This is a genomic window from Paenibacillus sp. Negev47 (assembly GCF_058313655.1).
The window spans coordinates 5,053,492-5,078,858 of sequence record NZ_CM177754.1 but is presented as its reverse complement, the minus strand read 5'-3'; the positions used below and the strand labels follow the sequence as shown (position 1 = coordinate 5,078,858).

Annotated in this window: 22 protein-coding genes; 12 read left to right on the top strand and 10 right to left on the bottom strand. The window is 47.7% G+C overall.

Translation table 11 applies throughout. The features are described 5' to 3' along the window. Positions 1-55: 55 nt before the first annotated feature. On the top strand, positions 56-1,600 hold the full coding sequence (locus AC4G47_RS22935; RefSeq protein ID WP_491106765.1) for a cobyric acid synthase: 1,545 nt from the start codon (positions 56-58) through the stop codon (positions 1,598-1,600). A 193-nt stretch (positions 1,601-1,793) separates the two neighbouring features. Here the strand turns inward: AC4G47_RS22935 and AC4G47_RS22930 are convergent, their stop codons facing one another. Beyond that, positions 1,794-3,494 (bottom strand): methyl-accepting chemotaxis protein, encoded by a 1,701-nt coding sequence (locus AC4G47_RS22930; RefSeq protein ID WP_491102875.1) that lies wholly within the window; start codon positions 3,492-3,494, stop codon positions 1,794-1,796. 342 nt (positions 3,495-3,836) lie between these two features. Between AC4G47_RS22930 and AC4G47_RS22925 the strand changes: the two genes are divergently transcribed. Both AC4G47_RS22925 and AC4G47_RS22920 read left to right on the top strand, forming a co-directional pair. Next, a complete protein-coding gene (locus AC4G47_RS22925) occupies positions 3,837-5,234 on the top strand; it encodes an L-cystine transporter (protein ID WP_491102873.1) in 1,398 nt (465 codons plus the stop codon). 264 nt (positions 5,235-5,498) lie between these two features. Continuing rightward, complete coding sequence (locus tag AC4G47_RS22920) at positions 5,499-6,182, top strand: queuosine precursor transporter (RefSeq protein ID WP_491102871.1); 684 nt, start codon at positions 5,499-5,501, stop codon at positions 6,180-6,182. Between the two features lie 223 nt (positions 6,183-6,405). On the opposite strand, the gene AC4G47_RS22915 is transcribed toward AC4G47_RS22920, so the two are convergent. Further along, a complete protein-coding gene (locus tag AC4G47_RS22915) occupies positions 6,406-7,494 on the bottom strand; it encodes a M24 family metallopeptidase (RefSeq protein ID WP_491102869.1) in 1,089 nt (362 codons plus the stop codon). 262 nt (positions 7,495-7,756) lie between these two features. Here AC4G47_RS22915 and AC4G47_RS22910 point away from each other — a divergent pair, with 262 nt between their 5' ends. Next, positions 7,757-8,956, top strand: a complete 1,200-nt coding sequence (locus AC4G47_RS22910) for a PQQ-dependent sugar dehydrogenase (protein ID WP_491102868.1) — start codon at positions 7,757-7,759, stop codon at positions 8,954-8,956. A 261-nt stretch (positions 8,957-9,217) separates the two neighbouring features. Here the strand turns inward: AC4G47_RS22910 and AC4G47_RS22905 are convergent, their stop codons facing one another. Together AC4G47_RS22905 and AC4G47_RS22900 are read right to left on the bottom strand one after the other, a co-directional pair. Beyond that, a complete protein-coding gene (locus AC4G47_RS22905; RefSeq protein WP_491102867.1) occupies positions 9,218-9,949 on the bottom strand; it encodes an MBL fold metallo-hydrolase in 732 nt (243 codons plus the stop codon). 56 nt (positions 9,950-10,005) lie between these two features. Then, entirely contained in the window at positions 10,006-10,548 is a 543-nt protein-coding gene (locus AC4G47_RS22900) for a hypothetical protein (RefSeq protein WP_491102866.1), read from the bottom strand. Positions 10,549-10,652: 104 nt separating this feature from the next. On the opposite strand from AC4G47_RS22900, the gene AC4G47_RS22895 reads away from it, so the two are divergent. Next, a complete protein-coding gene (locus tag AC4G47_RS22895; RefSeq protein WP_491102864.1) occupies positions 10,653-11,516 on the top strand; it encodes an SDR family oxidoreductase in 864 nt (287 codons plus the stop codon). Between the two features lie 12 nt (positions 11,517-11,528). Here AC4G47_RS22895 and thrS read toward each other — a convergent pair whose 3' ends face one another. The 3 genes from thrS to AC4G47_RS22880 form a co-directional block, all read right to left on the bottom strand. After that, positions 11,529-13,529, bottom strand: a complete 2,001-nt coding sequence (thrS, locus tag AC4G47_RS22890) for a threonine--tRNA ligase (RefSeq protein WP_491102863.1) — start codon at positions 13,527-13,529, stop codon at positions 11,529-11,531. 472 nt (positions 13,530-14,001) lie between these two features. Continuing rightward, complete coding sequence (locus tag AC4G47_RS22885; RefSeq protein WP_491102862.1) at positions 14,002-15,762, bottom strand: sensor histidine kinase; 1,761 nt, start codon at positions 15,760-15,762, stop codon at positions 14,002-14,004. Next, positions 15,759-16,520: a response regulator transcription factor gene (locus tag AC4G47_RS22880; RefSeq protein ID WP_491102861.1), complete on the bottom strand. Its 762-nt coding sequence runs from the start codon at positions 16,518-16,520 to the stop codon at positions 15,759-15,761. The genes AC4G47_RS22885 and AC4G47_RS22880 overlap by 4 nt, the downstream gene beginning before the upstream one ends. 219 nt (positions 16,521-16,739) lie before the next feature. On the opposite strand from AC4G47_RS22880, the gene AC4G47_RS22875 reads away from it, so the two are divergent. The 7 genes from AC4G47_RS22875 (at position 16,740) to AC4G47_RS22845 (ending at position 23,417) form a co-directional block, all read left to right on the top strand. After that, the gene (locus tag AC4G47_RS22875) at positions 16,740-17,840 is read left to right on the top strand and encodes a peptidoglycan DD-metalloendopeptidase family protein (protein WP_491102860.1); all 1,101 of its coding nucleotides are present in this window, start codon (positions 16,740-16,742) and stop codon (positions 17,838-17,840) included. 97 nt (positions 17,841-17,937) lie between these two features. Further along, complete coding sequence (locus AC4G47_RS22870; RefSeq protein WP_491102858.1) at positions 17,938-18,441, top strand: GNAT family N-acetyltransferase; 504 nt, start codon at positions 17,938-17,940, stop codon at positions 18,439-18,441. Between the two features lie 368 nt (positions 18,442-18,809). Beyond that, entirely contained in the window at positions 18,810-19,229 is a 420-nt protein-coding gene (locus AC4G47_RS22865; protein ID WP_458125801.1) for a hypothetical protein, read from the top strand. Next, positions 19,226-20,515 carry an ammonium transporter gene (locus AC4G47_RS22860; RefSeq protein WP_491102856.1) on the top strand — a complete coding sequence of 430 codons (1,290 nt, stop codon included), beginning with the start codon at positions 19,226-19,228 and terminating at the stop codon, positions 20,513-20,515. Before AC4G47_RS22865 ends, AC4G47_RS22860 begins: the two co-directional genes overlap by 4 nt. Positions 20,516-20,855: 340 nt before the next feature. Beyond that, positions 20,856-21,797 carry a DUF1963 domain-containing protein gene (locus AC4G47_RS22855; protein WP_491102855.1) on the top strand — a complete coding sequence of 314 codons (942 nt, stop codon included), beginning with the start codon at positions 20,856-20,858 and terminating at the stop codon, positions 21,795-21,797. Between the two features lie 411 nt (positions 21,798-22,208). Then, positions 22,209-22,667, top strand: coding sequence for a DinB family protein (locus AC4G47_RS22850; RefSeq protein WP_145320301.1), 459 nt, complete (start codon positions 22,209-22,211; stop codon positions 22,665-22,667). Between the two features lie 243 nt (positions 22,668-22,910). Beyond that, positions 22,911-23,417 (top strand): DUF2569 family protein, encoded by a 507-nt coding sequence (locus tag AC4G47_RS22845; RefSeq protein WP_491102854.1) that lies wholly within the window; start codon positions 22,911-22,913, stop codon positions 23,415-23,417. 120 nt (positions 23,418-23,537) lie between these two features. On the opposite strand, the gene AC4G47_RS22840 is transcribed toward AC4G47_RS22845, so the two are convergent. From AC4G47_RS22840 to AC4G47_RS22830, 3 genes are all read right to left on the bottom strand, one after another. Next, the gene (locus AC4G47_RS22840; protein ID WP_491102853.1) at positions 23,538-23,996 is read right to left on the bottom strand and encodes a threonine/serine exporter family protein; all 459 of its coding nucleotides are present in this window, start codon (positions 23,994-23,996) and stop codon (positions 23,538-23,540) included. Between the two features lie 18 nt (positions 23,997-24,014). Next, positions 24,015-24,776, bottom strand: a complete 762-nt coding sequence (locus tag AC4G47_RS22835; RefSeq protein WP_458127192.1) for a threonine/serine exporter family protein — start codon at positions 24,774-24,776, stop codon at positions 24,015-24,017. A 237-nt stretch (positions 24,777-25,013) separates the two neighbouring features. Further along, the gene (locus AC4G47_RS22830) at positions 25,014-25,319 is read right to left on the bottom strand and encodes a hypothetical protein (RefSeq protein ID WP_491102852.1); all 306 of its coding nucleotides are present in this window, start codon (positions 25,317-25,319) and stop codon (positions 25,014-25,016) included. Positions 25,320-25,367 lie beyond the last annotated feature (48 nt).

The window sequence follows — 25,367 nt, the reverse complement described above, 5'->3', positions numbered from 1 at the left end:
ACTGAGGTGATGGTGCGTGGAAGATTCGCCTGTACAACAACCTGCGGCAGTACTTATGCTGCAAGGGACGGCATCGGATGTGGGGAAAAGCGTGATTACAACGGCGCTGTGCCGTATATTCAAGCAGGATGGCTTCAAGCCAGCCCCGTTCAAGTCACAGAACATGGCACTGAATTCCTACGTAACAGAAGACGGCAAGGAGATTGGCCGGGCCCAAGGAGCACAGGCTGAAGCCTGCGGTATTGAAGCGACGACGGATATGAATCCGATTCTGATCAAGCCGGTGCGGGACATGCATTCGCAGATCGTGGTACATGGTGTGCCTTTTGCCCAGATGAGTGCATCAGATTATCGGCAGAAGTTCCTGCCTGAAGCAAAGCAGACGGTGATGGATGCGCTGAATCGGTTGCGGGACACATACGATGTGGTACTGATGGAAGGAGCAGGCAGTCCTGCGGAGATTAATCTGAAGGACCGGGATATCGTGAACATGAATCTGGCAGGTTGGGCGGACGCACCGGTGATTCTGATCTCCGATATTGATCGGGGCGGCGTATTTGCTTCTATTGTCGGCACACTGGAGCTGCTAGAACCACATGAGGTCGATCGAGTGAAAGGGTTTATCATCAACAAGTTTCGCGGCGATCTGTCTCTGTTGCAGCCGGGACTCGACTGGCTCGAAGAACGGACAGGCATTCCAGTATTGGGTGTATTACCTTACATAAGAGATATTCAGATTGAAGCGGAGGATTCCGTCGTGCTGGACTCCATGCGTCTTGGGAAATCCGGCAAGACAGAGCTGGATCTGGTGGTGATCCGCTATCCGAGAATTTCCAACTTTACAGACTTTGACGCACTTTCCCGTGAACCGGATGTGAGTGTGCGTTATGTGACCTCGCCAGAAGAATTGGGCAGTCCGGATGCCATTCTTCTACCTGGTACGAAGGATACCATAGGGGATCTGGCGTTTCTGCGTGAATCAGGACTGGAGCAAGCGATTGCGAGCCAGACCGAACGTGAGAACGTTCAGCTCGTAGGGATATGTGGCGGATACCAGATGCTTGGACGACATTTGAAGGATCCGTTTGCTGTGGAGGCGAATCAGATCCAGGAAGCGAAGGGACTGGGCTGGCTTCCTCTATCCACAACGTTTCTTCAGAACAAGCAGACAGTCAGGGCTTCCGGACGAGTGCAACCTCAGAATCCGATCCGGCTGTATGGTGAAACAGATGCGGAGGTATCCCCTTTACCCATTAACGGATATGAGATTCATATGGGCGTTACGGAGTGCCATGAGCCTGAACGTGTAACCGCACTATTTGAAATCTCCCATCCAGGTGGTGAACCATTCCATGAAGGCTGGGGCACAGTGGATGGCAGTGTGTGGGGGACCTATCTGCATGGTTTATTTGAAAGTGATCCATTCCGACGTTCGTGGCTGAATGCCTTACGCGCAGGAAAAGGACTGCCTCCGCTTCGGGAGACATATAATGCGCATGAACGTAAGGAGATGGAGTTCGATCGGGTAGCCGAATCATTGCGTTCGGCATTGGATATGAAGCGTGTGTACGAGATTATGGGTGTTCAAGCACCAGAGTGAACAATGTCAGTACAGCTCAGGCAATGATTATGAAATAGCATTTATTATCCTTATAACACATATGTTATACAAGAATACCCCCATGTCTGACAACCCGTTCTCTAGAAACGGAATGTTAGCGGCATGGGGGTATTGCATATCCTATGATTAAATGAGGTTTGAATCAGGGAATGATGGGTTAATGGTATACCTGTTAGTTTATTTTGAAATTCTTCATGGCGGATTGCAGTTCTACCGCTTGCTCATGCAGATGACGAACCGTATTCGAATGTGAATCCATCTCGCTGAGCTGAAGATCTGCTGTTGAAGCAATCTGTAGCATGCTCTCACGAGATTTGGACGTAATCTGAGCCGTTTCTTCAACGGACGCACTCACTTCTTCTGCACCAGCGGATACTTGTTGTGTAGAAGCAGAGACGGTCTGGATCGTCAGATTGACGTTTTGGATTAATTCATTCAGTTGCTGGAACGCTGAACCTGCTTGTTGAACAACACTGGTGCCTGAACCAATCTCCTGGGTTACGCGATTCATGGCGTCAACCGAACGTTCAGCGTCTTCACGAATGGTACCCAGATAATCCGAAATTTCCTCGGTGGCTGTCTTGGATTGCTCGGCAAGTTTGCGAACTTCTCCAGCAACGACAGCGAATCCGCGTCCGTGCTCTCCGGCACGTGCTGCTTCAATGGAGGCATTGAGTGACAGCATGTTAATCTGTTTGGTGATTTCAAAAATGGAAGCAACAATGGTGCCGATGGCTACCGAACGTTCATTCATGGTTTCAACATAACGCAGCGATTCGCTTGCGGTCTGACCAACACGTTCCATCTGCTCAACAGCATTCTGAGCCAGTCGGTTACCGTTAACTGCCTCGTTGGCTGCTTCACTAATTTGCTCGGACACTTCAGCGGAAGAAGAAGCAATATGCATGATACCCTGCGTAATTTCTTCCATAGCTCTGGCGTTCTCGGATGCGCTTGAGGCAATGCTGATGCTGCCTTTCTCTGCATCTTCTGCGGAGCGGCTGGAACTACGAACCATACCGGACATCGATTCAACCCGCTGAAGCAGGTCATTGGAGCCGGCAACAACTTCATTGGACGTGGACAAGGCACGGCTGATCATTTCTTTCAGATTATGCGTCATCGTCTGGAAGCTTGCGGCAAGCTGGGCAATTTCATCTTTACCTTTGATCTCTAGCTCAGCGGTCAGATCACCTTGGGATATTTGTTTGCTATGTTGAACGAGCTTGATGATCGGTTTGGTAACTCTTTTGATCATACTAGTTGAGATAAGCCATCCGAGCACGAACACTAATGCTGTAATTCCAAGACATAACCAAAAGACCTGGGTAATCTTGTCCTGAATGAACTGGGCATCCATGCTCACAGCCATAATCATGTTACTTCCTGCAATTGGAATGAAGGCTGCTTTATGTACACCAAAGGAATCGGAGTAGACCTCGCTGATTACCATTTCTTTGTTCTCAATGGCTGCATTCATTGCTGGTTCTACATTAATATCATCCTGGGCTTTCATGCCTGAGGAAGAGTTGGCAACAACAACTTTGGCTGAGCCATCTTGAATAGCAACAATATAGGCTGCATCCAGATTATGTTCTTTTGCTTTATCGGCCAGATACGATTCCACGGTCATGGCAGCACCTTCAGAACCGGCTCCGCCGCTCTGTACCTGTAGAATTTTAGAAGCAGAGGTGTTCTTGTATATATCCTGTATGGACGTGTTTAGGACTTTGTCGATCTGCGGGAGCACGTAACTTTGAATAATATTCATCGATACGGCGTAAAAACTGATACTGAACAACAGGGAAGCAACCAGCAAGACGAGGAACAAAGTACCTCTGATTTTACCGGCAACGGTGCGATTACGAAACATATGATCATCCTTTCACGTCATGTTCATTAACATTGTCGCTTTTCCGTAATCATAAGACCTATCTACCAATGAAGAAAGACCTAAATTATACGTTGAGAAAACTTGGGAATAAGCGGATATACCTATATTACAAAATTAACCGGGGGTTGAATAGAACAATTTTCACGATTTGGTGTATTTTTTTCAGAAATAGATGAATCTGTTACATGCATATTACATAATATCAATTAATACCTACCAGAATAGTTTGTTATATGATATATTGTAAAATATCGCTTTGAGCGAAGAAGAGAATACCGGATAAATTCCGGTTATGCACACATATGAGGAGGATTTAAAGTAATGAATACTTTTCTAGTCATTTTGAATGTAGTGGTCATACTCGCGTTGCTGGGTGTGCTCTACTGGATGCAGAAGAAACACATTTCCTTTACGAAACGCGTATTTGCGGGTCTGGGTATGGGGGTTGTGTACGGTGTAATTCTTCAATTGATCTACACATCCGGTTCGGATGTCATTACGAAGTCGGTCGATTGGTTTAATCTGGTCGGTTCAGGATATGTTCGTTTGTTACAGATGGTCGTGATTCCATTGATTATGGTGTCGATCATCTCGGCCATCATGAATCTGAAAGGCAAGCAAAACCTCGGTAAAATGAGTGTCTCCATTATTGCGATCCTGTTGATTACAACGGCGATTGCGGCAGGAGTCAGCATTGTAACGAGCCTCAGCTTCAATCTGACTTCGATCGAAATCGAGGGTGGAGATCGGGAGCTTGCGCAAGGACAGCGCATGGAGGAACGTCTTGTTGATGTACAGGATCAGACGATTCCACAGCAGGTGCTGGAATTCATTCCTTCGAATCCATTTGCAGATATGACAGGAGAACGTCGTTCTTCCACATTGGCGGTTGTTATCTTCTCCGCGTTCATCGGTGTAGCTGTACTTGGACTGGATCGCAAAAAACCACAGCAGGCGGAAACGTTCCGAGGCATGGTTAATGCGGTATATGCGGTGGTTATGCGAATTGTAACATTGGTACTTCGGTTGACACCATACGGTATTTTGGCCCTGATTACGAAGGTAACAGCGACCACGAATCCGGATGAGATTCTGAAGTTAATCAAATTCGTTGTCGCATCCTACGTGGCGCTGCTCGTCATGTTCATCATTCACTTGATTATCATCTCGCTCTCTGGCTTCAACCCGATTACGTATCTGAAAAAGGTTCTGCCAACACTGGTATTTGCCTTTACGTCCCGTTCAAGTGCGGCAGCTATTCCATTGAACGTGGAGACACAGACGAAGAAGCTGGGTGTATCGGATGGAATTGCGAATCTGTCTGCTAGCTTTGGGGCTACGATTGGGCAAAACGGCTGCGCCGGGATCTATCCGGCCATGCTGGCGGTGATGATTGCTCCAACGGTCGGCATCGATCCGCTGAGCTGGGACTTCATTGTGACCTTGATCCTCGTAGTCATGATCAGTTCATTCGGCGTAGCCGGAGTCGGTGGCGGGGCAACCTTCGCTTCCCTGATCGTATTGTCCACCATGAACCTGCCTGTAGCTTTGGCAGGATTGCTGATCTCCGTTGAACCGCTGATCGACATGGGTCGTACAGCGTTGAACGTCAACGGGTCCATGACTTCAGGACTTGTAACCAGCAAAATTTTGAAAGAAAACGATCAAGACACATTCAATGATCAGAGCCGTGAACTGGATTCAGCCGTTCAGGCGTAATACAGAATGAATAGGCAGAGGCTTCTATAAAGAGCCAAAGCCATCTACAATTTAATTAAAAAGAGCCGTCCTTCGGAGAATCCGAAAGGCGGCTTTTTTGCGGCAATCGCATTAACTCAAGTAGCCACTCGGGTAGGCTTGGGGTTATTTAGTGCTGTTCAAGGGACAAGAAATGTGATAGAGTATTCATGTTTTGGCCCTGAGCCAAACCGCGGTTCGTAACCATCCCGCGTAATCAAAACTAGGAAGGCAGTGTATGTATTTATGTTTAACTTAGGGTGGGGAGCGGTTTTCGTTCTCGTAACTTATGGATTTTTCCTGTTGTGTTACCGCTTGTTCGGTAAAAAAGGTCTCTATGCCTGGATTGGTGTGGCTACGGTTATAGCCAACATTCAGGTGACCAAAACGATAGATATCATGGGAATTGTACTGACGCTAGGCAACACGATGTATGTCAGCATGTACCTGACCAGTGACCTTCTCAATGAGAAGTACGGATCGGGGGAAGCGCGGAAGGCCGTTTGGTTCGGATTTTTTACGTTGATCATGACAACGGTTCTGATGCAGATGGTGTTGTTCTTTGATCCGGCACCGACGGACTTTGCACAAGAATCGATGGAAAAACTGTTTGGGATGCTGCCACGTCTGGCCCTCGGAAGTCTGACCGCCTATTTTATCAGTCAGTTCCTGGATGTGCGACTGTTCAGCTGGCTACGCAAGGTAGCACCTGGACGCAATCAGTTATGGATACGCACGAATGGTAGCTCGATCGTCAGTTCCTTTGTAGATACACTGGTGTTCTGCACAATCGCGTTTGCGTTTATTTACCCTTGGGATATCTGGCTGGAAATCTTCTTGACCACTTATGTCATCAAATTCGTATTGACTGCGGTCGGAACGCCGTTTCTCTATGCCGCACGTAGCTTTAAGTTTAAGGATGAAGCCTAGATTAGAGGCTACTCTTTAATTCTGATGGAGCATGCGCTGTTATGTGCTGCACGCAATGCTGTATGCAGATACGCATAGCGACAAAATTATAAGTACACATCAAAAAGTCCCGCAAATCCATGACTTCATGGTTTCGCGGGACTTTTTGCATATAAGGCTGTAACCAACCTGTACACCCATACGTAGAAGGAAGGCGTACGTGTACGGTTGGAATCTCTTCAGATCAGTCGGTAAGGATCTGCAGTTCTTTGGGATATGTCGTCAGAACTTCCACGCCCGTCTCGGTCACAATGACATCATCCTCGATACGGACACCGCCTGCTGCGGTATATATGCCCGGTTCAATTGTGAACACGGTACCTTCATTCAGGATGTCCATATTTTCACCATGGAGAGAAGGATACTCATGCACGTCGATACCCAATCCATGGCCTACTCTGTGCATGAAGCGTTCGCCGTATCCCGCTTCTTCCGTCACCTGACGTGCTGCACGATCCACTTCCGCACAGGTAATGCCTGGTTTCACCACTTGGATGGCAGCTTCGTTCGCTGCGAGCACGGTGTTATAGATGGTTTTGAGTTCAGGTGAGATGTCACCAAAAGCGAATGTACGCGTGATATCCGAGGCATATCCGCCAGCATAGACACCCATGTCGAACATCAAAAGGTCACCATGTTGCAGTTTTCGTTCACCTGGTGTACCATGCGGCAGACCTGTTTTGGATCCCGTGAGCACCATGGTGTCAAAGGATGGGCCATCAGCGCCCAGTTTCTTCATCTGATACTCCATCTCGGCAACAAGCTCGATCTCGGTTACGCCTGTACGAACATGAGAGAGGCCTTGACGCAATGTTTCTTCAATTAGTTGAATGGCGTGGCGAATGCGGGCTACCTCATCGGGTGTTTTCTTGACACGCAATGTGCGAAGCAGTGGGCCAACATCTTCAAAGCTGGCAGCACCCAGTGCGGCGGTCAGTTGCTCATAACGTGCGACCGTCACGTACTCTTTTTCGAGACCTACTCGGCCCAAGCGCCCTTGATAACGTTCGAACAAAGCGTACGGATTATCTGTATCCGTGTGAGTGGCAATGTTGGATACCGAGGAAGCAGCTGCGGCAGCTTCAGCATCGAGCGCAGGAACGATTAACAAGGGTTCTTCACCGCGTGCCAGAACCAGACCAAGGAAACGTTCATGCGGATTGCTTGCAAATCCAGTCAAATAGTAGATATGTTTCGGATCTGTAATGAGCATGGCGTCCAATCCTTGCCCGGACAGATCGGCTTCAAGACGAGATAAAGGGTTTTGATTCATGAGGTATATGTCCACCTTTCCATTCCTTCTATCTTTCTATTATAAAAGATTATGGAGGAATTCCAAACTGCAGTAATTCCATATCCTCCGAATCCCTATAATTCTCCGTTTAGGTGGCGAGCGTGAAGGGTAATACAGGGCGAAACCGCTTTGCACATGAATAAAAACACTACAATTATAGCGAACGATACAATAACAATACGTTGAAGCTTGGCTTATTTATTTTATACGATAAAAATGATATTCGAAGGGAGATGTAATCATGAATAATCGAGTAACCGTTCCACTATATGCTTCTTTATTAAGTGTGGCCTTGTTAACTGCGTCATGCTCTTCAGGCGAGCCCTCTACAGGAGGGACAGAGCAGATGTCTCAGGGTCAGGGAACGGCAGCCAATGGAGGCAATGACAGTGTAAGTGGAAGCGAAAGTGGAGCGCAGGGAGAGGCGGTTATTCCGTATCAGGCTTCCGTTCTGGTTGAAGGACTGAATGCACCATGGGAGATTGTGAGTGTGCCTGACGGTCGGATGTTTGTAACCGAGCGCCCCGGTGCGATTCGGGTCATTGAGGATGGCAAACTTGCCCCTGAACCACTAATTGAATTCTCAGCCCCGTTTAATGAAGAAGGTGAGGGAGGTCTGTTGGGTCTTGCAGCGGATCCAGACTTCGAGGACAACGGTTATCTGTATGTGTACCACTCCTATCTGGAAGGCGACGACATAGCCAATCGGGTGTTACGCCTCAAGGTGAATGGTGGCAAAGCCGTCGTAGATCAAGAGTTACTTGGTAACATTCCAGGCGGAACGAATCATAACGGTGGGCGGATCAAGATCGGTCCGGACAAGTTGCTCTATATCACGACAGGTGAGCGCTATGAACCGGAACTGTCCCAGAACAAAGATAGCCTTGGGGGTAAAATATTGCGGATTGGTCTCGATGGATCGATTCCTGCTGACAACCCATGGCCGAATTCGCCTGTATACAGTATGGGACACCGTAACGCACAAGGACTGGCCTGGAACCCGGGCAACGGCTATCTCTATTCTACCGAGCATGGGCAGCGGAATCATGATGAGATTAACCGGATTGTAGCCGGAGAGAATTATGGCTGGCCTGAGGTGGAGGGAGACGACAATGACAACGGCGCATATCAGGCTCCGCTTGCACATAGTGGGAATGACACATGGGCTCCGTCCGGTGTAGCTTTTGTCGAGGAAGGACCATGGGCCGGATCGCTGATTGCTGCGAATCTGCGTGGAGAGCAGTTGCTGAAGGTCACTCTTTCGGAAGATGGTACACAGGTAGAGCAGGTGGAACCCGTCTTCGAAGAGGAGTGGGGACGTATTCGCAATGTGAGTATGGGTGAGGACGGAAAGTTGTACGTGCTTACGAACAATCGGGATGGACGTGGATCGCCACGAGATGGGGATGATAAATTGATTGTACTTACTCCGGAGAGTTAGGGTGAGGTGATTTACTCCCTACTATTTTCTAATGAACCTGACACACTTTATTAGAGGTTTAGTGGCAAATGTAGAATGTATGTGTTTAATTAATTAAAGGAGCTGTCCCGTCAAATTCATGACTTATGGGACAGCTCCTTTTAATGTAATGTAGATGTCATCCTAATCTTGAATGTAATACAAAGTATGATGCCACACCGAGATAACATCTTTAACAGGATGTGTTGTCGTTCCAAACAATGACAAGTCTGCGTTTTTTACTTACTCTGCGCTCTCCGCAAGTGTGGCAATGCGCTGCGCCGGATCATTCGTGTACTCTCCTCCGTGATAACAGAGAACCTTATTAAGTTTCAGGTCTGTCAGTTTCTTCAGGCTTCGCAGCGCTTCGGGCATGTCTGGTGTCGCGGGTGGCGCAGGGCCAACCAGTTCATCATCAACCACACGAAGTTCATCGGCAGCAAGAAGGAACTGCTCCTCTCCGAAATACAGGCTGATATGACCTGGGGTATGTCCCGGTGTATGAATGACCTGTGTACCACCTTGAAGGGGTAACAGATCTCCGTCCGCCAGTGTTCTGCTGATGTTCACTTCCGGCAGCTGCAAGAGTAGTTGGTCTGCCAGTGCCAATACGGGGGCAGACAACAAAGCGCGACGCTCTGGAGTGAATTTGATCAAAGGCTTCTCACCTGTTAGATACGGAATTTCATCGGCATGTGCCCAGATTTCCAGATCAGGGATGGCATCCAGAAGAGCGCCCAGGTTACCGATATGATCGATGTCCTGATGAGTAATAATCACACGTTTGACGTCCGAGAGTTGTACGCCCTCTTGTTCCAATGCGGAGTGAAGTTCGGCAAATTGTCCAATCATGCCCGTATCCACCAGGGTAACCCCATCTTCGTCACGAAGCATGACGGGAAATATGGGGTTTTTCCCTGAAGGTGTAGGAATATGAAGATGTAGCACAGTAATCGAAGTTGTTGGATGGCTCATGGTGATCCGGATCTTAGTCCGGTACACCTCCTTTTCTTTTTAAGCGATGATTGTTGTTATTCAGGACGGTTATATTTCAAGTGTTTTCTATATTTTTTAACGGTATGGAGTAATGCTTCGAACGTTTCTTCTTCATTACTGCCATCTTTAACGATGGTGACAAATGAGAAGTTATCATGAACAAGCTTGTTTCTCGTCTGAAACACTTGACTAAGGGCTTCGGCAAAGTGTTCCTTTTCGGATTCCAGGGCAATGAATTCTTTACTCAGTTCGGCCTGAATAATCTCCATATTGGAACGTGCACGGTAGGCAGGAGTTTTCATCAGCTGGGTCGAATTAAACTTTTTCTGATATACGTGTCTGTACAGTTGATTTAACATTTGTTCAATAATGGCGCATAGTTCAATGACGAGTGAAGCATATCTTCGGTTTTTGCGTTTTCGGGTGAGCTCACGTGTTTCTTCGTGGTCCAAGATACCGTATTTTTCATACAGCGTGGAATCGACGCTCTGCAAGATATCTTGATATTCCTGTTCGAGTAGTGCGATTTCAAGTTTGGCTTGTCTTTTAACTTTTTTAAAATCTTCTTTGGTCAGCATACTTGTCCTCCCATGGAAACCGAGATGTGATCCTATCATTATCTCATATTGTCCGTCGTCGCGCCTCTAATTTCGGAACCTCAGGTTCAGAAGGGAATTACCTTATGTCCATTCAGACAGCAATTGTAACAGGAGCTAACTCAGGTATGGGGTTGGCAACCACTATTGAACTTGCAAGACAAGGATATAGCGTAATTATGGCATGTCGCAGTGAGAAGCGCGGACAGGAGGCTCTTCAGGAAGCTGTGCGTCAGTCTGGATCTTCTGCGATTGAATTGATGCTGTGTGACCTCGGTTCACTCGAAAGCATACGCCAGTTTGCCCGAACGTTCCGAGCGCGCCATGACAGCCTTGACGTTCTGGTTAATAATGCAGGGGTGGTGATGGTCAAACGGAAGGAAACCTCAGACGGGTTCGAGCAGAGTATCGGCATTAATCATCTGGGGCATTTCCTGCTGACCTTACTTTTGATTGAACCTCTGAAAGCTGCGAAGCAGGGGCGGATTGTGAACGTGTCGTCTGGTGCATACAAAGCCGGTAAGATTCACTTCGAAGATCCACATCTGCACAAAGGTTATAATCCGATCAAAAGCTACGCTCAATCCAAGTTGGCTAACGTGCTATTCACTCGTGCACTGGCTCGCAAAATGTCAGGTACGCCTGTCACGGTGAACTGTCTGCACCCTGGTGCGGTGGGAACCAGTATTGGCGTGGATCGCAATACCGGTTTCGGCACACGCATTATGGCTTTTGTAGGCAAGCTTCCATTCTTCCTGTCGCCTGAAGAAGGGGCGCGAACGGCTGTTTATCTGGCCACAAGTCCTGAAGTCGTCGGGATCACCGGGCGTTACTTCTATCAACAGAAAGAGCAGCAGCTGAAGACACATGCCGTTGATGATGCTTCAGCTGAGCGTTTCTGGACATGGAGCGAAGAACAGGTTGGATTGAAGCCTGACGAGAAGTTGTGACGCGGATGTGGATCAGACTTTAGTTTTCACCGCTTGTTGGATCATTTCAATAAAAGCTTCAATAGGTTGGATGCCTTGATCTCCCTGACCGTATGCACGGACAGAGGCGGATGAGGCATTTTTCTCATTCTCACCAAGTACGAGCGAAAAAGGTACTTTTTCCATCTGGGCTTCACGGATTTTGTACCCGAGCTTCTCGCTGCGCAGATCTGTTTCTACCCGGATACCTGCAGCCCGGAGCTGGCTTTGTACTTGAAGTGCGTAGTCAGCGTAATGATCCGATACAGGTAGCAGCTTCACTTGCACAGGTGCGAGCCAGAGTGGGAACGCACCTGCATAGTGCTCAGTCAGGATGCCGATGAAACGATCAATGGAACCGTAGATGGCACGGTGGATTACGACCGGACGGTGTTTCAGGCTATCTTCGCCAATATAAGTGAGGTCGAACTTCTCTGGCATTTGAAAATCAAGCTGGATTGTTCCGCACTGCCAGCTACGCTTCAGCGCATCGAGGATATGAAAGTCAATTTTCGGTCCATAAAAGGCACCGTCTCCTTCGTTAATGCGATATTCCACGCCCCGACGATCCAGAACATTTTGCAATGCGCGTTCCGCCTGATCCCACAGCTCTTCTGATCCCATGGAATCTTCCGGACGAGTGGACAACTCAATCTTGTATTCGAATCCAAAGATATCGTACATACGTCCGATTAGTGAGATCGCCTGATTGATCTCGTCCTCGATCTGTTCCGGCATGACATAGAGATGAGCATCATCCTGGCAGAATGTCCGCACACGCATCATGCCGTTCAGGGCACCTGAGAATTCATGACGGTGAACCTGACCGAATTCCATCATGCGAATCGGCAATTCACGGTAGGAATGGAGTGTATTTTTGAAGATCAGCATGTGCCCGGGGCAGTTCATCGGTTTGAGTGCAAAAGTCGCATCGTCTACTTCCGAAAAATACATGTTGTCCTTGTAATGCTCCCAGTGGCCGGATTGCTCCCACAGCCGGTTGTTCATCATGAGAGGAGTCCGGACTTCCTGATATCCCTCTTGCAATTGCAGCTCACGGGAGAATTGCTCCAGTTCAGTGCGAACAGTCATGCCTTTGGGCAGATAGAAGGGCATGCCGGGAGCTTCTTCGGAGAACATGAACAGCTCAAGCTCTTTGCCGAGTTTACGGTGATCCCGTTTCTTCGCTTCTTCGAGCATGTGCAGATGTTCATCCAGTTGGGCCTTGTTCGGAAAAGCAGTGCCGTAGATGCGTTGCAGCATTTTATTATCCGAGTTCCCCCGCCAGTACGCACCAGCCACATTCAGGAGCTTGAATGCTTTAATTCGACCAGTGGATGGAAGATGAGGACCACGACACAGATCGAAGAACTCTCCTTGATCATAAATTGAAAGCTCAGCGTCTTCTGGCAAATCCTGAATAAGTTCAAGCTTGTACGGGTCCTGGATTTCTCCGAATATACGAAGGGCTTCCTCCCGGTTAACCACCCGGCGACTGATCTTATGATTCTCCTGAATGATTTTGTTCATTTCCCGCTCAATGGCGGCCAGATCACTGATGGAAAGGGCGTGCTCCAGATCGACATCGTAATAGAATCCATCTTCAATGACGGGGCCGATGCCTAGTTTTACTTGTTCTGCACCGTAGATACGTTTGAGCGCCTGTGCCAGCGCATGTGCTGCGCTGTGACGATAACGATATAGACCTTCCGCACTGTCCAAAGTAACGATAACAAGTTCGCAATCCTGTTCCAGCATCCACTTCAGATCAACGTTCTTGCCATCTACAATACCGCCAATGGCCTGTTTGCCCAGACTTGTGCTGATGGATGAGGCGACCGCACCTACAGTGATGCCTGCTTCGTAGGAACGTACCGCGCCACCTTGCAGACGGACCTCGATGGAATGACTGGATTGTTGCAGATCATGTGCTGACTTATTAATTTCGTTACCTGATTTGTTGCTTGCTGCGTTACTGTTATTCGATTTGCTCATGTGGACCACTCTCCATTTCTTAAAATGAAAGCGCAAAAAACACCCGTCCCGGAAAAGGGACGAGTGCGCTTGGCTCGTGGTTCCACCCTAATTTGGTTATGGTGCATCCTGATCTCGGCCAGCCGCCGTGAATAGGAAACATCATAACCCTCATTGGAATCCGCTATCGGGGATCAGGCGGTGAACTCTACTGGCAACATGCCGAACATCCGAGGGAAGTCCGAAATGCTGAGGTTCGAGGTCACGGCTGCAGAGGGGTAATTCCGGTCCGTTCGCTGAAGAGGGTTTCACCAATCCCCTCTCTCTCTGGGCAGCACGCAATCGAAATCTTGTCTCTGGTCATCGCCAAATATGTTAGATTAACTCATTGGAATGATTCTGAAATGTGTTGCATTCAATATCAATATATGGGAACAGGTGTTATTGAGTGTCGATTATATAGACTGAAAATGGAAAGGTCAAGTGGAACATTTTAATTAGCCTCGGAACCCCCATCCCATATTAAGCGAATGATCGTTCCTTCACCAGGCGTAGACTGTACCTCAATACGACCTTTCATGGCTTCGATCAAACCTTTGGTTACCGCCATGCCCAGGCCTGATCCAACATCCGATGTACCTGTATCCGTACCACGATAGTATCGTTCAAATAACTTCCATACCGTCTCGGAGTCCATGCCTCGTCCATTATCGGCAAACTGAATGCTGAAATGATCTGCCTGTTGACCAGAATGAACACTAACGACCAGGATGGACTCCATTGGATTATGAAGAAGGGCGTTGGCGGTCAGATTATCTACGATTCGTTCAAACGACGGAATATGGACGAGTCCATACACAGGCACTTCGGAAGGTTGGAATATAATGCGACCTTCCCCATATGCCGGGTTCCGTTCAGCGCGCTGAATCAGATCACGAAGCAACGCATTTACGTCAGTCTCTTCCACCACAGGTTGATATCCTCCGCTGCGTAATCGATAGGTCATGGCAAGGTCGTTGACAAGCCTGTCCATATACATGGACTTATCGAGCATTATGCCTGCGAATTCCCTGACTTCCTCCGCGGTCCAGCTATATTTGTCTGCCTCAAGCATATGGGCGTATCCCTGAATGGAGGAGAGGGGCGTCTTAAGATCATGTGTTATGCCGGCGATCCATTCCTCGCGTAGTGAATCGGTCTGTTTCCGAAGTTCTTCATCTTGCTTCAACGTGTGAGACAAGGCTTGCATGGAGCGGAGCACCTCAGCATACACGTGATATTTCCGTTTCCATTTTCCGTTACGACGCTGGCTGCGAGGCATTCCTAACGCTCCGGTGGGTTCCTCGTAATGTCCTCGCTCCAGACGCTGTAACCATTGGAGCATATGCAGCATGGGCGATCCGAAGCGGTTGGCATACCAGAAGGCGAGCAAGATGAGCAGAATGATGATGCTCACGATCAATATAACCAATGCCGGTTCCAGAATAAAACTGTAGGGGTTCTGATTCCCGGTAGCGGATGGGTCACTAGGAATGCTAATTAGCCAAGTGGTTTCATTCTGTTCGTCGTACCACGTTGCAACAGACAGGCCGGATCGACTCGGATAGCGAACTTGCAGAACGAGTTCCTGAATGGTGTATTCGGTCGGTACGTCCATGGCTGGTTTGTTGAAGGAGGAGATTTCACGTCCTGACGGGTCCAATACTTGAAGGTAGGCATTGGCGGCACGAATGGCTTCCTGTTGCTCAGGTTGAAGAGCGAATTTTCCACTGGTGGGACCTCGATCCGAACGAATTTGATTTATTAGGACTCTGGCCGGGTTGCGCTCACCATATAACAAGGTGAAATCCTTTCCGTTCTTCTCCCGGATCAGCATGACAATCTGATAAGGGAATGGCTTTTGACTTTCCCAGTATGCAATCAATTCTCCTGGCTTATAGTGAGTAGGGACATCGGCCGGGGTGTGGTATGCATCAATGGCGTAACCTTGTTCATCCAGAACTTGGAGCCAGCCTTGATTTTTATCCACTTGCTTCAGCATTTCGGGGTCATATCGGATGGAATCATCCGGCATGATCTCTGCTGTATTAATTAATTGGTCCAGACCGTTAGTAGCAAAATCATCTACCAGATTCACTTCATTTACCTTTTGCACGACCCAATAGGTGGCTAAAGAACCAAGCAGAATGATAAGAACGACTGCACCAGCAAGCATCCCGATAAACCGGGTCATTAACCTGCGACGAATACTCATGGGCGTGACACATGTTCCGGCTGAATCAGTTTATATCCCAGACCCCGGACGTTAACGAGAAACACTGGATTGGAAGGATCGGCTTCAATGCGCTCCCGAATGCGGTGAATATGGACCATCACGGTATTGTCATCACGAATGGCTTCAGAGCCCCATACCCGCTCATATAGATCTGATTTGGTGAATATGCGATTGGGATGCTTGCAGAAAAAGAGCAGCAGTTGAAACACAAGTGCCGGACAGGATACGGATTCTCCTTCAACTCGAAGTTCACCAGCCCATTCCAATACCTGGAATCGTCCAAAGTCGTACACACCCTCCGGCATGCTATGGAATGACGTATTTACGTTAGATGAGATGAGGTCCGAGATGCTTACTGTTTTTGATGGTAAATAACGCTTCAGTAATGATTTAATTCGAGCAACCACTTCTAGAGGATTAAAGGGTTTGGAGACATAATCGTCGCCACCGACGGCGAACCCGGTTAATTTGTCATAATCCGTTGTTTTGGCTGTTAGAAACAGGATGGGTGCATCGGTGACCTGCCGTAGAAAAGGGCAGATTTCTAGTCCGCTTTTCCCAGGGAGCATGATGTCGAGCACGATACAATGATATGTCTTGTTGTTGCAAGCCTCAAGGGCTGCTTCGGCTGTTGTAACGGTGTCAATATCGAGAAACTGTTCTTTGAGCAGGACCGTTTTGAGCATATGCAGAATAGCCTGTTCATCATCCACAAGCAGTAATGAGACATGATCCATAGTTTAAAGATGACCTCCTGATATTTCCTTTGTGTTTATTGCTAATCATACCACCAAGAGGGTTGTATAGCGTACGAGCTATCTTAACGGAATCTTAATTATGCATCCTAAAATGGTATGGCGAGTTTAACTGCATGTAAGTTGGGGTTAGACGAAGGATAAGACTCGTTCTGTACACTTAACTGGAAAGGTTAACGATCAGTAGAAGGGATGTTGAGAATGAACAGGAAAGGTCATCTGAACTCAGAACTAAACACATATTCGAAATTACAGCATAGAAAGGGCTGGAAGGTCCTTGCGATTACCCTTGGAGCTTGCGTGATATTGTCTGCTTGCGGCAATGGCAACTCGATTACTTCCGACCAGGCGGAGCAGCAGTCAGCCGAACAGGCGTCCAATAATGAAGCAAGCGAGAACTCCGATCAGGAGCAGAACTCAAGTTCAGGGGTGAGTGCGATGGTAACACCAGATAATTTCATAGATACGTTGATGAATGGTTCGAAGGAGGCGATCTATAGTCAGTTTTCCCCGGAATTGAAGGAAGCCTTAACGTTGGAACAATTCAAGGAAGCTGCTAACCAGTTTCTGGAGGGTGTGGAATCTTGGGAGCTAGTGGTAGATGCCGAAATGAATCAATTAACCGAGCACAGCTGGAAGGATCAAACTGGAACGAAAGGTGTTCAAGTTTATTTTTCTGAAGAAAATCAGATTGAGGGTCTCTTAATTCAGCCGTTAGAAACTTATGAGGATACGGACAGCAAATTCACCAAAACCGAGTTTCATTTCCCCATGAAGGGCGAGTGGTATGTATTCTGGGGAGGCCATGATGTGTTTTCCAACTATCATTATGAGCATGAAACGCAGCGCTATGCGCTGGACATTGTTCGCACAAAAGACAAATCAAGCTATCAAGGTGATGCAACGTCAAATGAAAACTACTATGCTTTTGGTGAACCGCTCTATGCAGCTGCCGATGGAACCGTCGTCGACATCAAGAACGACATTCCGGACAACGTACCGGGTGTGATGAATCCGGAAGAACCGGCGGGTAACTATGTGGTGATCGACCATGGAAACAGTGAATACAGCATCACAGGACATATCAAGAAAGGCAGTGTTGCGGTCAAAAAAGGAGATAAGCTCAAGCAGGGAGACCTCATCGGTGAGCTTGGTAATTCGGGGAACTCCAGTGAAGCTCATCTGCATTTCCAGGTATCGGACGGCCCGGATCTGTTCACATCTCGCTCAATCAACATTCGTTGGGCAGACCAGAGCCAGCAGTTAACGCGTGGGAACACCATTCAGGGACTTCCAGAGTAATGCTCTGTCAGAATGTTAGGGATGACGAAAACTTCTCTTCTCCGTTATAATATCTTCTATAATTAGAGGTTCGATCTGGAATGATGGAGGAGTAGCGATGAAGTTGGAAGATGTGCAGATTGAATATGCGCGCCTGGAGGACTTGCTGAGAATAGTGGAGATATATAACTCTACCATTGAGAGCCGCATGGTCACGGCGGATTTGGAGCCGGTAACGGTGGAGCAACGTGTTCCATGGTTCGAGGAGCATTCGCCGGATCATCGTCCCCTCTGGGTGATGAAGCAGGCAGGACATGTTGTAGCATGGGCGAGTCTCAGCTCGTTCTATGGACGCCCTGCGTATAACGGAACGGTGGAAGTTAGTGTATACGTGGATCAGCAATGCCGAGGAATTGGGGCGGGTGGACGTTTGCTCAATACCGTATTTGCGGCATGTCCTGCGCTGGGCATTACAACGATTCTCGGATTTGTCTTTGGGCATAACGAACCGAGTCTGGGGTTATTGCACAAGCATGGTTTTGAGCAGTGGGGATATTATCCCGAAGTGGCTGTGCTGGATGGTGTGAATAGAGATCTGGCGATTTTGGGCAAAAAAATATAAGTGTCGTTCTTATTCGTGAGATTAACACATCAAAAACCTCCAACCGAAGTGATAGGGTTGGAGGTTTTTTGGCATTCCAATATATAGTGCTCTCTATGAGAAATGGAGATAGTGTTTATACGCCGAGGTGATGCTTAATCCTCCGAATGTGGTTGCTTGTTCTATGAGCGTAGAGAACTGAATGATTGAATGCGAATGACTATAGCAATTAACCTTGTTAGGTGTAGTTAATTTGAAATAAAAAAAAGCCGTTCTCCACGAACGATCATTTTCAAACGATAACATCTCCAAAAAAAGATTGACGGGCAGACCCCGGCAAACTATAATCGGTAACAAGTAACTTGATATGTAAGGAGTCCTGACATGATATGTTAGTAATCGACGAGGTGTATCACCATACAGCATTGCAAATATCATCGTCCGATTTATTGTACCTTATCGAACGGCTGAAGGTCAAAAAAGAAAATGAGATCGAAACGCTCAAGCAGAAGATCGAACAGTTCGAACAAAAGCGTCGAGCGGAAGAGGTTGCTTATCAATCGTTATCAACCGTACGCAAGTGGTTTGCGGGACGCCCTGCATCCCACCATCAGGCGGTGGAATATATGGTTCAGGTGAAGGAACGTTTTCGCAAGATGGAACAGATTCGTAGACGCATACGTGAATTGGATCAGATCGCAGAACGAATTAAGCATCCGGACAGCATTGAGCGGGACGAGATCGAGCTTGCGCCCGATACAATCCGTGAGCTCAGACAGCTTAGTGAAACGGAGGATGTACAAGCATGACTTTGGAGACGTTAAGCACCGGAATCGATACGGTATGGGTCGTACTGAGCGCAGCCATGATTTTATTAATGGAGGGTGGATTCGCCCTGCTTGAGGCTGGATTTGTACGTTATAAAAATAGTGTGAACATTATTATGAAGGTTTTTGCTGACATCACCATTGGAACGTTGCTATTTTATGCGATCGGTTTTGGACTGATGTATGGTTCGGACGTTGGCGGTTTTGCCGGAGTAACGGGCTTCTTCCTGAATGGTGACTTGTCCCATCTGGATGTACCGGTATCGCTGGAGACATTCTGGTTGTTCCAGGCTGCCTTTACCATTGCCGTAATTTCCATCGTCTCAGGAGCAGTGGCAGAGCGCATCAACTTCCGTGCCTATCTTCTGTATATCATATTGATGACGGCGATCATCTATCCGATTGGTGGACACTGGGTATGGGGCGGTGGCTGGCTTAGTCAGCTGGGGATGCAGGACTTTGCCGGTTCTGCTGTCATCCATGCACTCGGGGGATTCTCGGCACTGGCTGCTGCGATTATCATTGGCCCGCGTAAAGGCAAATACACGCCACTTGGTGTGAGTGCCATTGCACTACCAAGCAATCTGCCACTGGCGTCTGTAGGTGCATTTCTGCTATGGTTTGGCTGGTTTGGCTTCAACGCCGGCAGTACGCTGAGCGCAACGGATGTAAGAATTGGTCACATTGCGATTGTAACGATGTTATCCGCGGCTTCGGGTGGTGCGGTTACGCTGTTGTATACGCTATTCCGCTTCAATCGTTCGGATGCACCATCGGTCATTAACGGTTCGCTTGCGGGGCTGGTCGGAATTACAGCCGGCTGTGCATTTGTTGGCGATGTAGCTGCCATATTCATTGGGGCGGTATCCGGTTTATTGATGATGGCTGCCACCAACTGGCTGGACCGTTGGCAGATTGATGATCCGGTCGGTGCGTTCCCGGTGCATGCTGCATCTGGCATGTGGGGGACGATTGCTGTTGGTCTGTTCGCTACGGATGGTGGATTATTCATGGGTGGCGGCTGGAGGTTGCTGGGTGTTCAGGCACTTGGCCTTACAGCCCTGGTCATCTGGGGATTCGCCATGACTTGGATCGGTTTGAAGCTGATTGGCAAAATTGTACCTGTTCGTTCGACAGAGGAAGAGGAAGATCTGGGTCTGGATATCAGCTATCATGGTGTGATGGCAGCCCATCAAGCTCATGAATTCCTGGACGGTGAGGAGCATATGCGTGCTTACCAGGAAAAGTCCTCTGGCCCAAATCGTTGAATGGAATAAAGGATAAGGAAGTAGACTGACAAGGAATGTCAGTCTCTTTTTTCTATATAAATTGAACTACACATTTACACGAGAACGTAGAGGACAGAAAGAACCTGAAGAAGCGAAGAGTTCGCCTTTATCCCCGGATTTTTACCTTTGCAAAGGTGAATCTAAAAAATCTGGGGATAACAGCGATCGGAAGGTTGTTCTGTCATCGGAGTGGTAAGTGTAAAATATTCTTAAGTTCAATTTATGTAGAAGCAGGGAAAGACGTCCGGACGGAAGAATATACAGGGGTGAACCTGAATATGTCTCAGCATAGGTGTATTGTCTGAAGGGGAGGATCTATATGATTAAGCCAGAACAATGTGAACGTCTGACCAGAAAAGCTCGTAAAACACTTGAGGAATATGGTTTGGGAGTCGCTGCAGATCTGTTGTTATCTTCAAGCCGCTGGGGTATTCGCCTCGATGTATCCACATTGGATGAATATCGCAGAACAGGGAATTCACGTGTAGGCGGACATCCGGATTTACCAAGTCGCATGGAGTGGCCGGTAACACAAGAAGGAGTTCCGATGACTTTCCTGGCCCAGTTGAACCTTGTGGATTTATCACCATATACGCCGAATGATGGGCGCGGGACTTTGCCTGAACGGGGTATGTTATACTTTTTCGTTGGTAAGGATGAATCTGCTTGTCCCATTGAGCATCGTGTGATCTTTGAGCCGAGTTCTCATAACCTGATAAGGCGAGAGCCAGAAGGTAATACCGCGCTGGATGGAGCTCCTTTTGTTGCACATTCGGTGACTGTGTTGCCTAATCTTGAGTTTCCTACATATGCTTATATAGACGCTAATTCGCTGAACGAGCTCTCGCCTTCGCAGCCTGAGAACGATAAGACTGAGGCGGAAATAGATCTGTATGACCGATACCTTGAATTCGAATCGAACTGGAATCATCCAAGTACATTGAACTGGGGTGGGATGTTTGGATACCCTGATGGGCAGCATCCGGATGCCGAGCACCGTGCCTTGTTACAGATCGTGCTGGGAGAAGAGTATGGTTATAACGAGCAGGAATGTGAGAAGAAGCTCACCTCGCATTACGGCGGTGATGAGGATCGGACATGGCAGGAACTATCCGATACGTTGCTGCTGTTGAAGATAGATACACATGACGCCATCGGTTTCCAATGGTGGGATTGCGGGGAATTGCAATTTTTCATTCGCAAGTCTGACCTGGAGGCTGGACGATTCGAGCAAACGTATTGTTCGTTATACTCCAGTTGAGCGAAGATTTGAAATCAAATAAGCAACAAAATGTCCTGAATCCCGTCTGTAAGAAGGAGGAAGGACTTTTTTGTTCGTAGATTGTTATATAAATTGAACTAAAGAATATTTACACTGCCCACTCCGATGACAGAACAACCTTCCGATCGCTGTTATCCCCAGATTTTTTTGATTCCTTTTATAAAGGGGAAATCCGGGGATAAAGGCGAGTGTATGCTTCCGAAGCAGCTTTCTTGCAGAAAGCTTTTAGCTCCGCTTCTTCAGGTCTTTTCTGTCCTCTCCGTTTTGTGTAAATGTTTAGTTCAATTTATATGGATTTGGGGTATAACTTGTTTATATATTAGGGAGGGATATTTTGGTTGATAACCGATCATACGTTCTGTATAATGGGATAAAAAGGAAGTGTATCTGTTGATTCAATCTGCATTCAAACATATTGATGTGGCAGTAACATCATTAATTGATATATGTGATCAGCTGTCAGAAGAAGATTTGGCTTTGACTCCAATTGAGGGCAAACGGCCTGTTGGGGAACTGCTGTCCCATCTGTCTGTGATCTGCCGAGCGGATGTTTATATATCGGAAGGTGCATCGGAAGAAGAGATGGCTCTATTCTATGCAGAGAATCAGGTTCATTCACTCAGTCAGATCAAGCAAGCTCTGATTGATAACCAGATGTATCTATACCAACGCTACAGGCAGTTTAATACCGAAGAATTACTGCATGTGACGGATTCATACTGGGGAGCTTCCTATAGTCGGCTGGAGTGGTTGCTTGAGATTATGGGGCATGTGTATCATCACAGGGGACAATTGTATACGATGCTGACCCTGACAGGCAAAGAACCCAAATCCGTGCTTTTTAAATAGAAAGGTATTGCTTACTTCAGGACATATGGTAATGATAGGAACGAATAGAATACATATTAAGAGTATTACAGCATATACAGCGGACTAAAGTGAGAATAGAACGACGATACTACACGCTATACGTGACACAACTAAGGGTTATCCGGATCAGAAGGTTATGTTGGAGTTGAGGCCAGGCAACAAAGTGGAAGTTAGGCCGGGTTATAATTGGTGACGTTTAATATTCGGTATGAGGAGGATGAAATGAACAATAGACACATGAAATTGGATGGAGAGTTGCCTGGCATCTCGGGATTAGGCGGATGGCTTATATTGATTCAGATTAGTCTTTGGTTCTCGCTGGTGTTTCTTATCTCGGATGTGTCACGGGTAAATGTCATTATGGACCCGGCCAGATGGGAAGGAGGCCGGGGTGTTGATAAGCAGATATACACTGAGGTGGTACGCCCACTCCTATGGTTTGGCTTCATTAGCAGCATCATTCTTTTAGTGATCGTTATCGTGAATCTCGTTCTTTTATATACAAGGAAGAGGCAGTTTCCGCGCATGATGATGGTGATGTATATTATGAATGTTATCATAGGCATTGTGACATGGATTCTGATTGCACGAAGTGAGATCCCAAGAGAACAGCATGTACTTGATGCAACACCAGCTTTTTATTTGATCGTACGATCAATTCTGACGTGCTGTATCTTCATTCCGTATTTTCTGAGATCAGTGCGGGTTAAAAATACATTCATAAATTAACAGATTTCGATGAGTAGATTATCGCTCAATAGGAAAGCGATAGGAAGGCCCGTTAGTATACAAGAGTTCATCCTGTATGCCTAACGGGCCTTCCGCGTGTTGAATAGATGAGAAGAACGATCATTTCGATGATGATTTTGTCCGTATCGAGGCGGGAATTCGGCGTATCATCTGATTCAATACCTCGGATAACACAAGGCCTACGGCAATGGCACCGGATAGCATGAGTGCTTTGGCGGCCATCTCCATGGCTGCACTGTAGTCATTTTGCACAAAACTTCGCATCGCATTGTAAGCCAGTCCACCAGGAACCAGAGGAATGATGCCTGCAACGCTGAAGATGATGACAGGTGCACGAAACATGCGAGAGAAAACCTGGCTGATGACACCTACGGCTATAGTCGCTGCAAGTGTAGCAGGAACCGCATCTGCTGCATATTCGAGCACGACATAGATAATCCAGCCGATCATGCCGACAAATCCACCGTGGAGCAGCATGCGCCGTGGTGCGTTGAAGATGATCCCGAACGCGGCTGAAGCGACAAAGCTGGTCAAGGCTTGTTCAATAAAATGGAGCATATCCTGCATTCCTCCGTCTTACATAAAAAGTGAAAATACAACCGCAATGCCGGTACCTATGGCAAAGGCAGTCAGAAAGGCCTCGGCTCCCTTGGATAATCCGGATACCAGATGCCCGGCCATCAGGTCGCGTACAGCATTGGTAATTAACAATCCCGGTACCAGTGGCATAACCGAACCAATAATGATTTTGTCCCGTTCATGTCCTGCTCCCATGTAGACCAGGAAAAAAGCGAGCAAGCCAATGACGAAGGCCGCCGTAAGCTCAGCAAAGAATTTGACCCGTACCAACCGGTGAAAAGCAATAACGGCTGCATAACCTATGCCACCGCAGATCAACGCCGGAAGAAAGTCGCTCCAGCCCCCACCGAACATAATAGTAAAACAACCGCTGGATAACGCCGCAGCTCCAAGCTGCACAGTCGTTGAATAGGAGGAGGGCTTGCCTTCAATCTGTACCAACAGGTCATGGGCTTCCTGAACGGATAGTTCCCCTTGTCCGATGCGCCGGGAGACCGCGTTCACTTCGGATACCTTGTCCAGATCCGTCGTACGCTCAGAGATGCGAATCAGCTTTGCGGGTTCCGTTGCATCGACAGAGAAGAAGATACCTGTTGGCACAACATAACTGTGTGAATGGGGTAATCCCAGCGCTGCGGCCATACGTTTCATCGTATCTTCCACACGGTAGGTCTCACCACCGCTTTGCAACATGATTTTGCCTGCGAGCAGACAGATTGCAATCACGCGGGATTGTTCAGTAGGGGTGTTATCAATCATACCCGTCTCGGTCTGCGATACAGGTGATGAATCATGACGTATGTATTCCAACCGGATCAAGCTCCGTTTCATATGAGATAAGGCGTGGTGCCGACACCATTGTATCATATTTCACACGCTCGCAAGGAATCATACCGCCTATCACCATGACGATTAAAAAAGCTTCGTTCCTGAGACCTGAAGGTCACAGGAGCGAAGCTTCTTGAAGCGGGTTCGGATATCGTGGCATGATTCCAGCTACATCAACAGTGTAATAACCAACAATTCATACAGCACAAGCGGCAAAATCGTCGGTCCAAACAAGGCACGTGCTTCAGGATATCCATGCATCGGGGTAACCTGGAGATACAGAATTCCCCGGTCTGCACTAATAATAACGCCTTCCCATACCTGCCCATCGATATTCTGCACTTGTACCTTCTTGCCTACATGCTGCCGAGCTGTATGATGAAGCATATTCCGCACACTTTGCACGGATTGAAGCATCGGTTGATTGGCTTGATACACGACACGCGCGGACGGCGTGGATGTGGATTCAGACATGATGCACAACCCTTCCTCAAAATAAGTTCTTACTTCAAGGTATGCATC

What these genes read in the sequence shown, in the direction of transcription:
- AC4G47_RS22895 (WP_491102864.1), top strand. Translation starts at nt 10,653, where the DNA reads ATGTCCATTCAGACAGCAATTGTAACAGGAGCTAACTCAGGTATGGGG.
- AC4G47_RS22915 (WP_491102869.1), bottom strand. Translation starts at nt 7,494, where the DNA reads ATGAATCAAAACCCTTTATCTCGTCTTGAAGCCGATCTGTCCGGGCAA.
- AC4G47_RS22860 (WP_491102856.1), top strand. Translation starts at nt 19,226, where the DNA reads ATGACTTTGGAGACGTTAAGCACCGGAATCGATACGGTATGGGTCGTA.
- AC4G47_RS22830 (WP_491102852.1), bottom strand. Translation starts at nt 25,319, where the DNA reads ATGTCTGAATCCACATCCACGCCGTCCGCGCGTGTCGTGTATCAAGCC.
- AC4G47_RS22925 (WP_491102873.1), top strand. Translation starts at nt 3,837, where the DNA reads ATGAATACTTTTCTAGTCATTTTGAATGTAGTGGTCATACTCGCGTTG.
- AC4G47_RS22935 (WP_491106765.1), top strand. Translation starts at nt 56, where the DNA reads ATGCTGCAAGGGACGGCATCGGATGTGGGGAAAAGCGTGATTACAACG.
- AC4G47_RS22920 (WP_491102871.1), top strand. Translation starts at nt 5,499, where the DNA reads ATGTTTAACTTAGGGTGGGGAGCGGTTTTCGTTCTCGTAACTTATGGA.
- AC4G47_RS22910 (WP_491102868.1), top strand. Translation starts at nt 7,757, where the DNA reads ATGAATAATCGAGTAACCGTTCCACTATATGCTTCTTTATTAAGTGTG.
- AC4G47_RS22845 (WP_491102854.1), top strand. Translation starts at nt 22,911, where the DNA reads ATGAACAATAGACACATGAAATTGGATGGAGAGTTGCCTGGCATCTCG.
- AC4G47_RS22900 (WP_491102866.1), bottom strand. Translation starts at nt 10,548, where the DNA reads ATGCTGACCAAAGAAGATTTTAAAAAAGTTAAAAGACAAGCCAAACTT.
- AC4G47_RS22885 (WP_491102862.1), bottom strand. Translation starts at nt 15,762, where the DNA reads ATGAGTATTCGTCGCAGGTTAATGACCCGGTTTATCGGGATGCTTGCT.
- AC4G47_RS22855 (WP_491102855.1), top strand. Translation starts at nt 20,856, where the DNA reads ATGATTAAGCCAGAACAATGTGAACGTCTGACCAGAAAAGCTCGTAAA.
- AC4G47_RS22835 (WP_458127192.1), bottom strand. Translation starts at nt 24,776, where the DNA reads ATGATTGATAACACCCCTACTGAACAATCCCGCGTGATTGCAATCTGT.
- AC4G47_RS22905 (WP_491102867.1), bottom strand. Translation starts at nt 9,949, where the DNA reads ATGAGCCATCCAACAACTTCGATTACTGTGCTACATCTTCATATTCCT.
- thrS (WP_491102863.1), bottom strand. Translation starts at nt 13,529, where the DNA reads ATGAGCAAATCGAATAACAGTAACGCAGCAAGCAACAAATCAGGTAAC.
- AC4G47_RS22875 (WP_491102860.1), top strand. Translation starts at nt 16,740, where the DNA reads ATGAACAGGAAAGGTCATCTGAACTCAGAACTAAACACATATTCGAAA.
- AC4G47_RS22880 (WP_491102861.1), bottom strand. Translation starts at nt 16,520, where the DNA reads ATGGATCATGTCTCATTACTGCTTGTGGATGATGAACAGGCTATTCTG.
- AC4G47_RS22865 (WP_458125801.1), top strand. Translation starts at nt 18,810, where the DNA reads ATGTTAGTAATCGACGAGGTGTATCACCATACAGCATTGCAAATATCA.
- AC4G47_RS22840 (WP_491102853.1), bottom strand. Translation starts at nt 23,996, where the DNA reads ATGCTCCATTTTATTGAACAAGCCTTGACCAGCTTTGTCGCTTCAGCC.
- AC4G47_RS22930 (WP_491102875.1), bottom strand. Translation starts at nt 3,494, where the DNA reads ATGTTTCGTAATCGCACCGTTGCCGGTAAAATCAGAGGTACTTTGTTC.
- AC4G47_RS22870 (WP_491102858.1), top strand. Translation starts at nt 17,938, where the DNA reads ATGAAGTTGGAAGATGTGCAGATTGAATATGCGCGCCTGGAGGACTTG.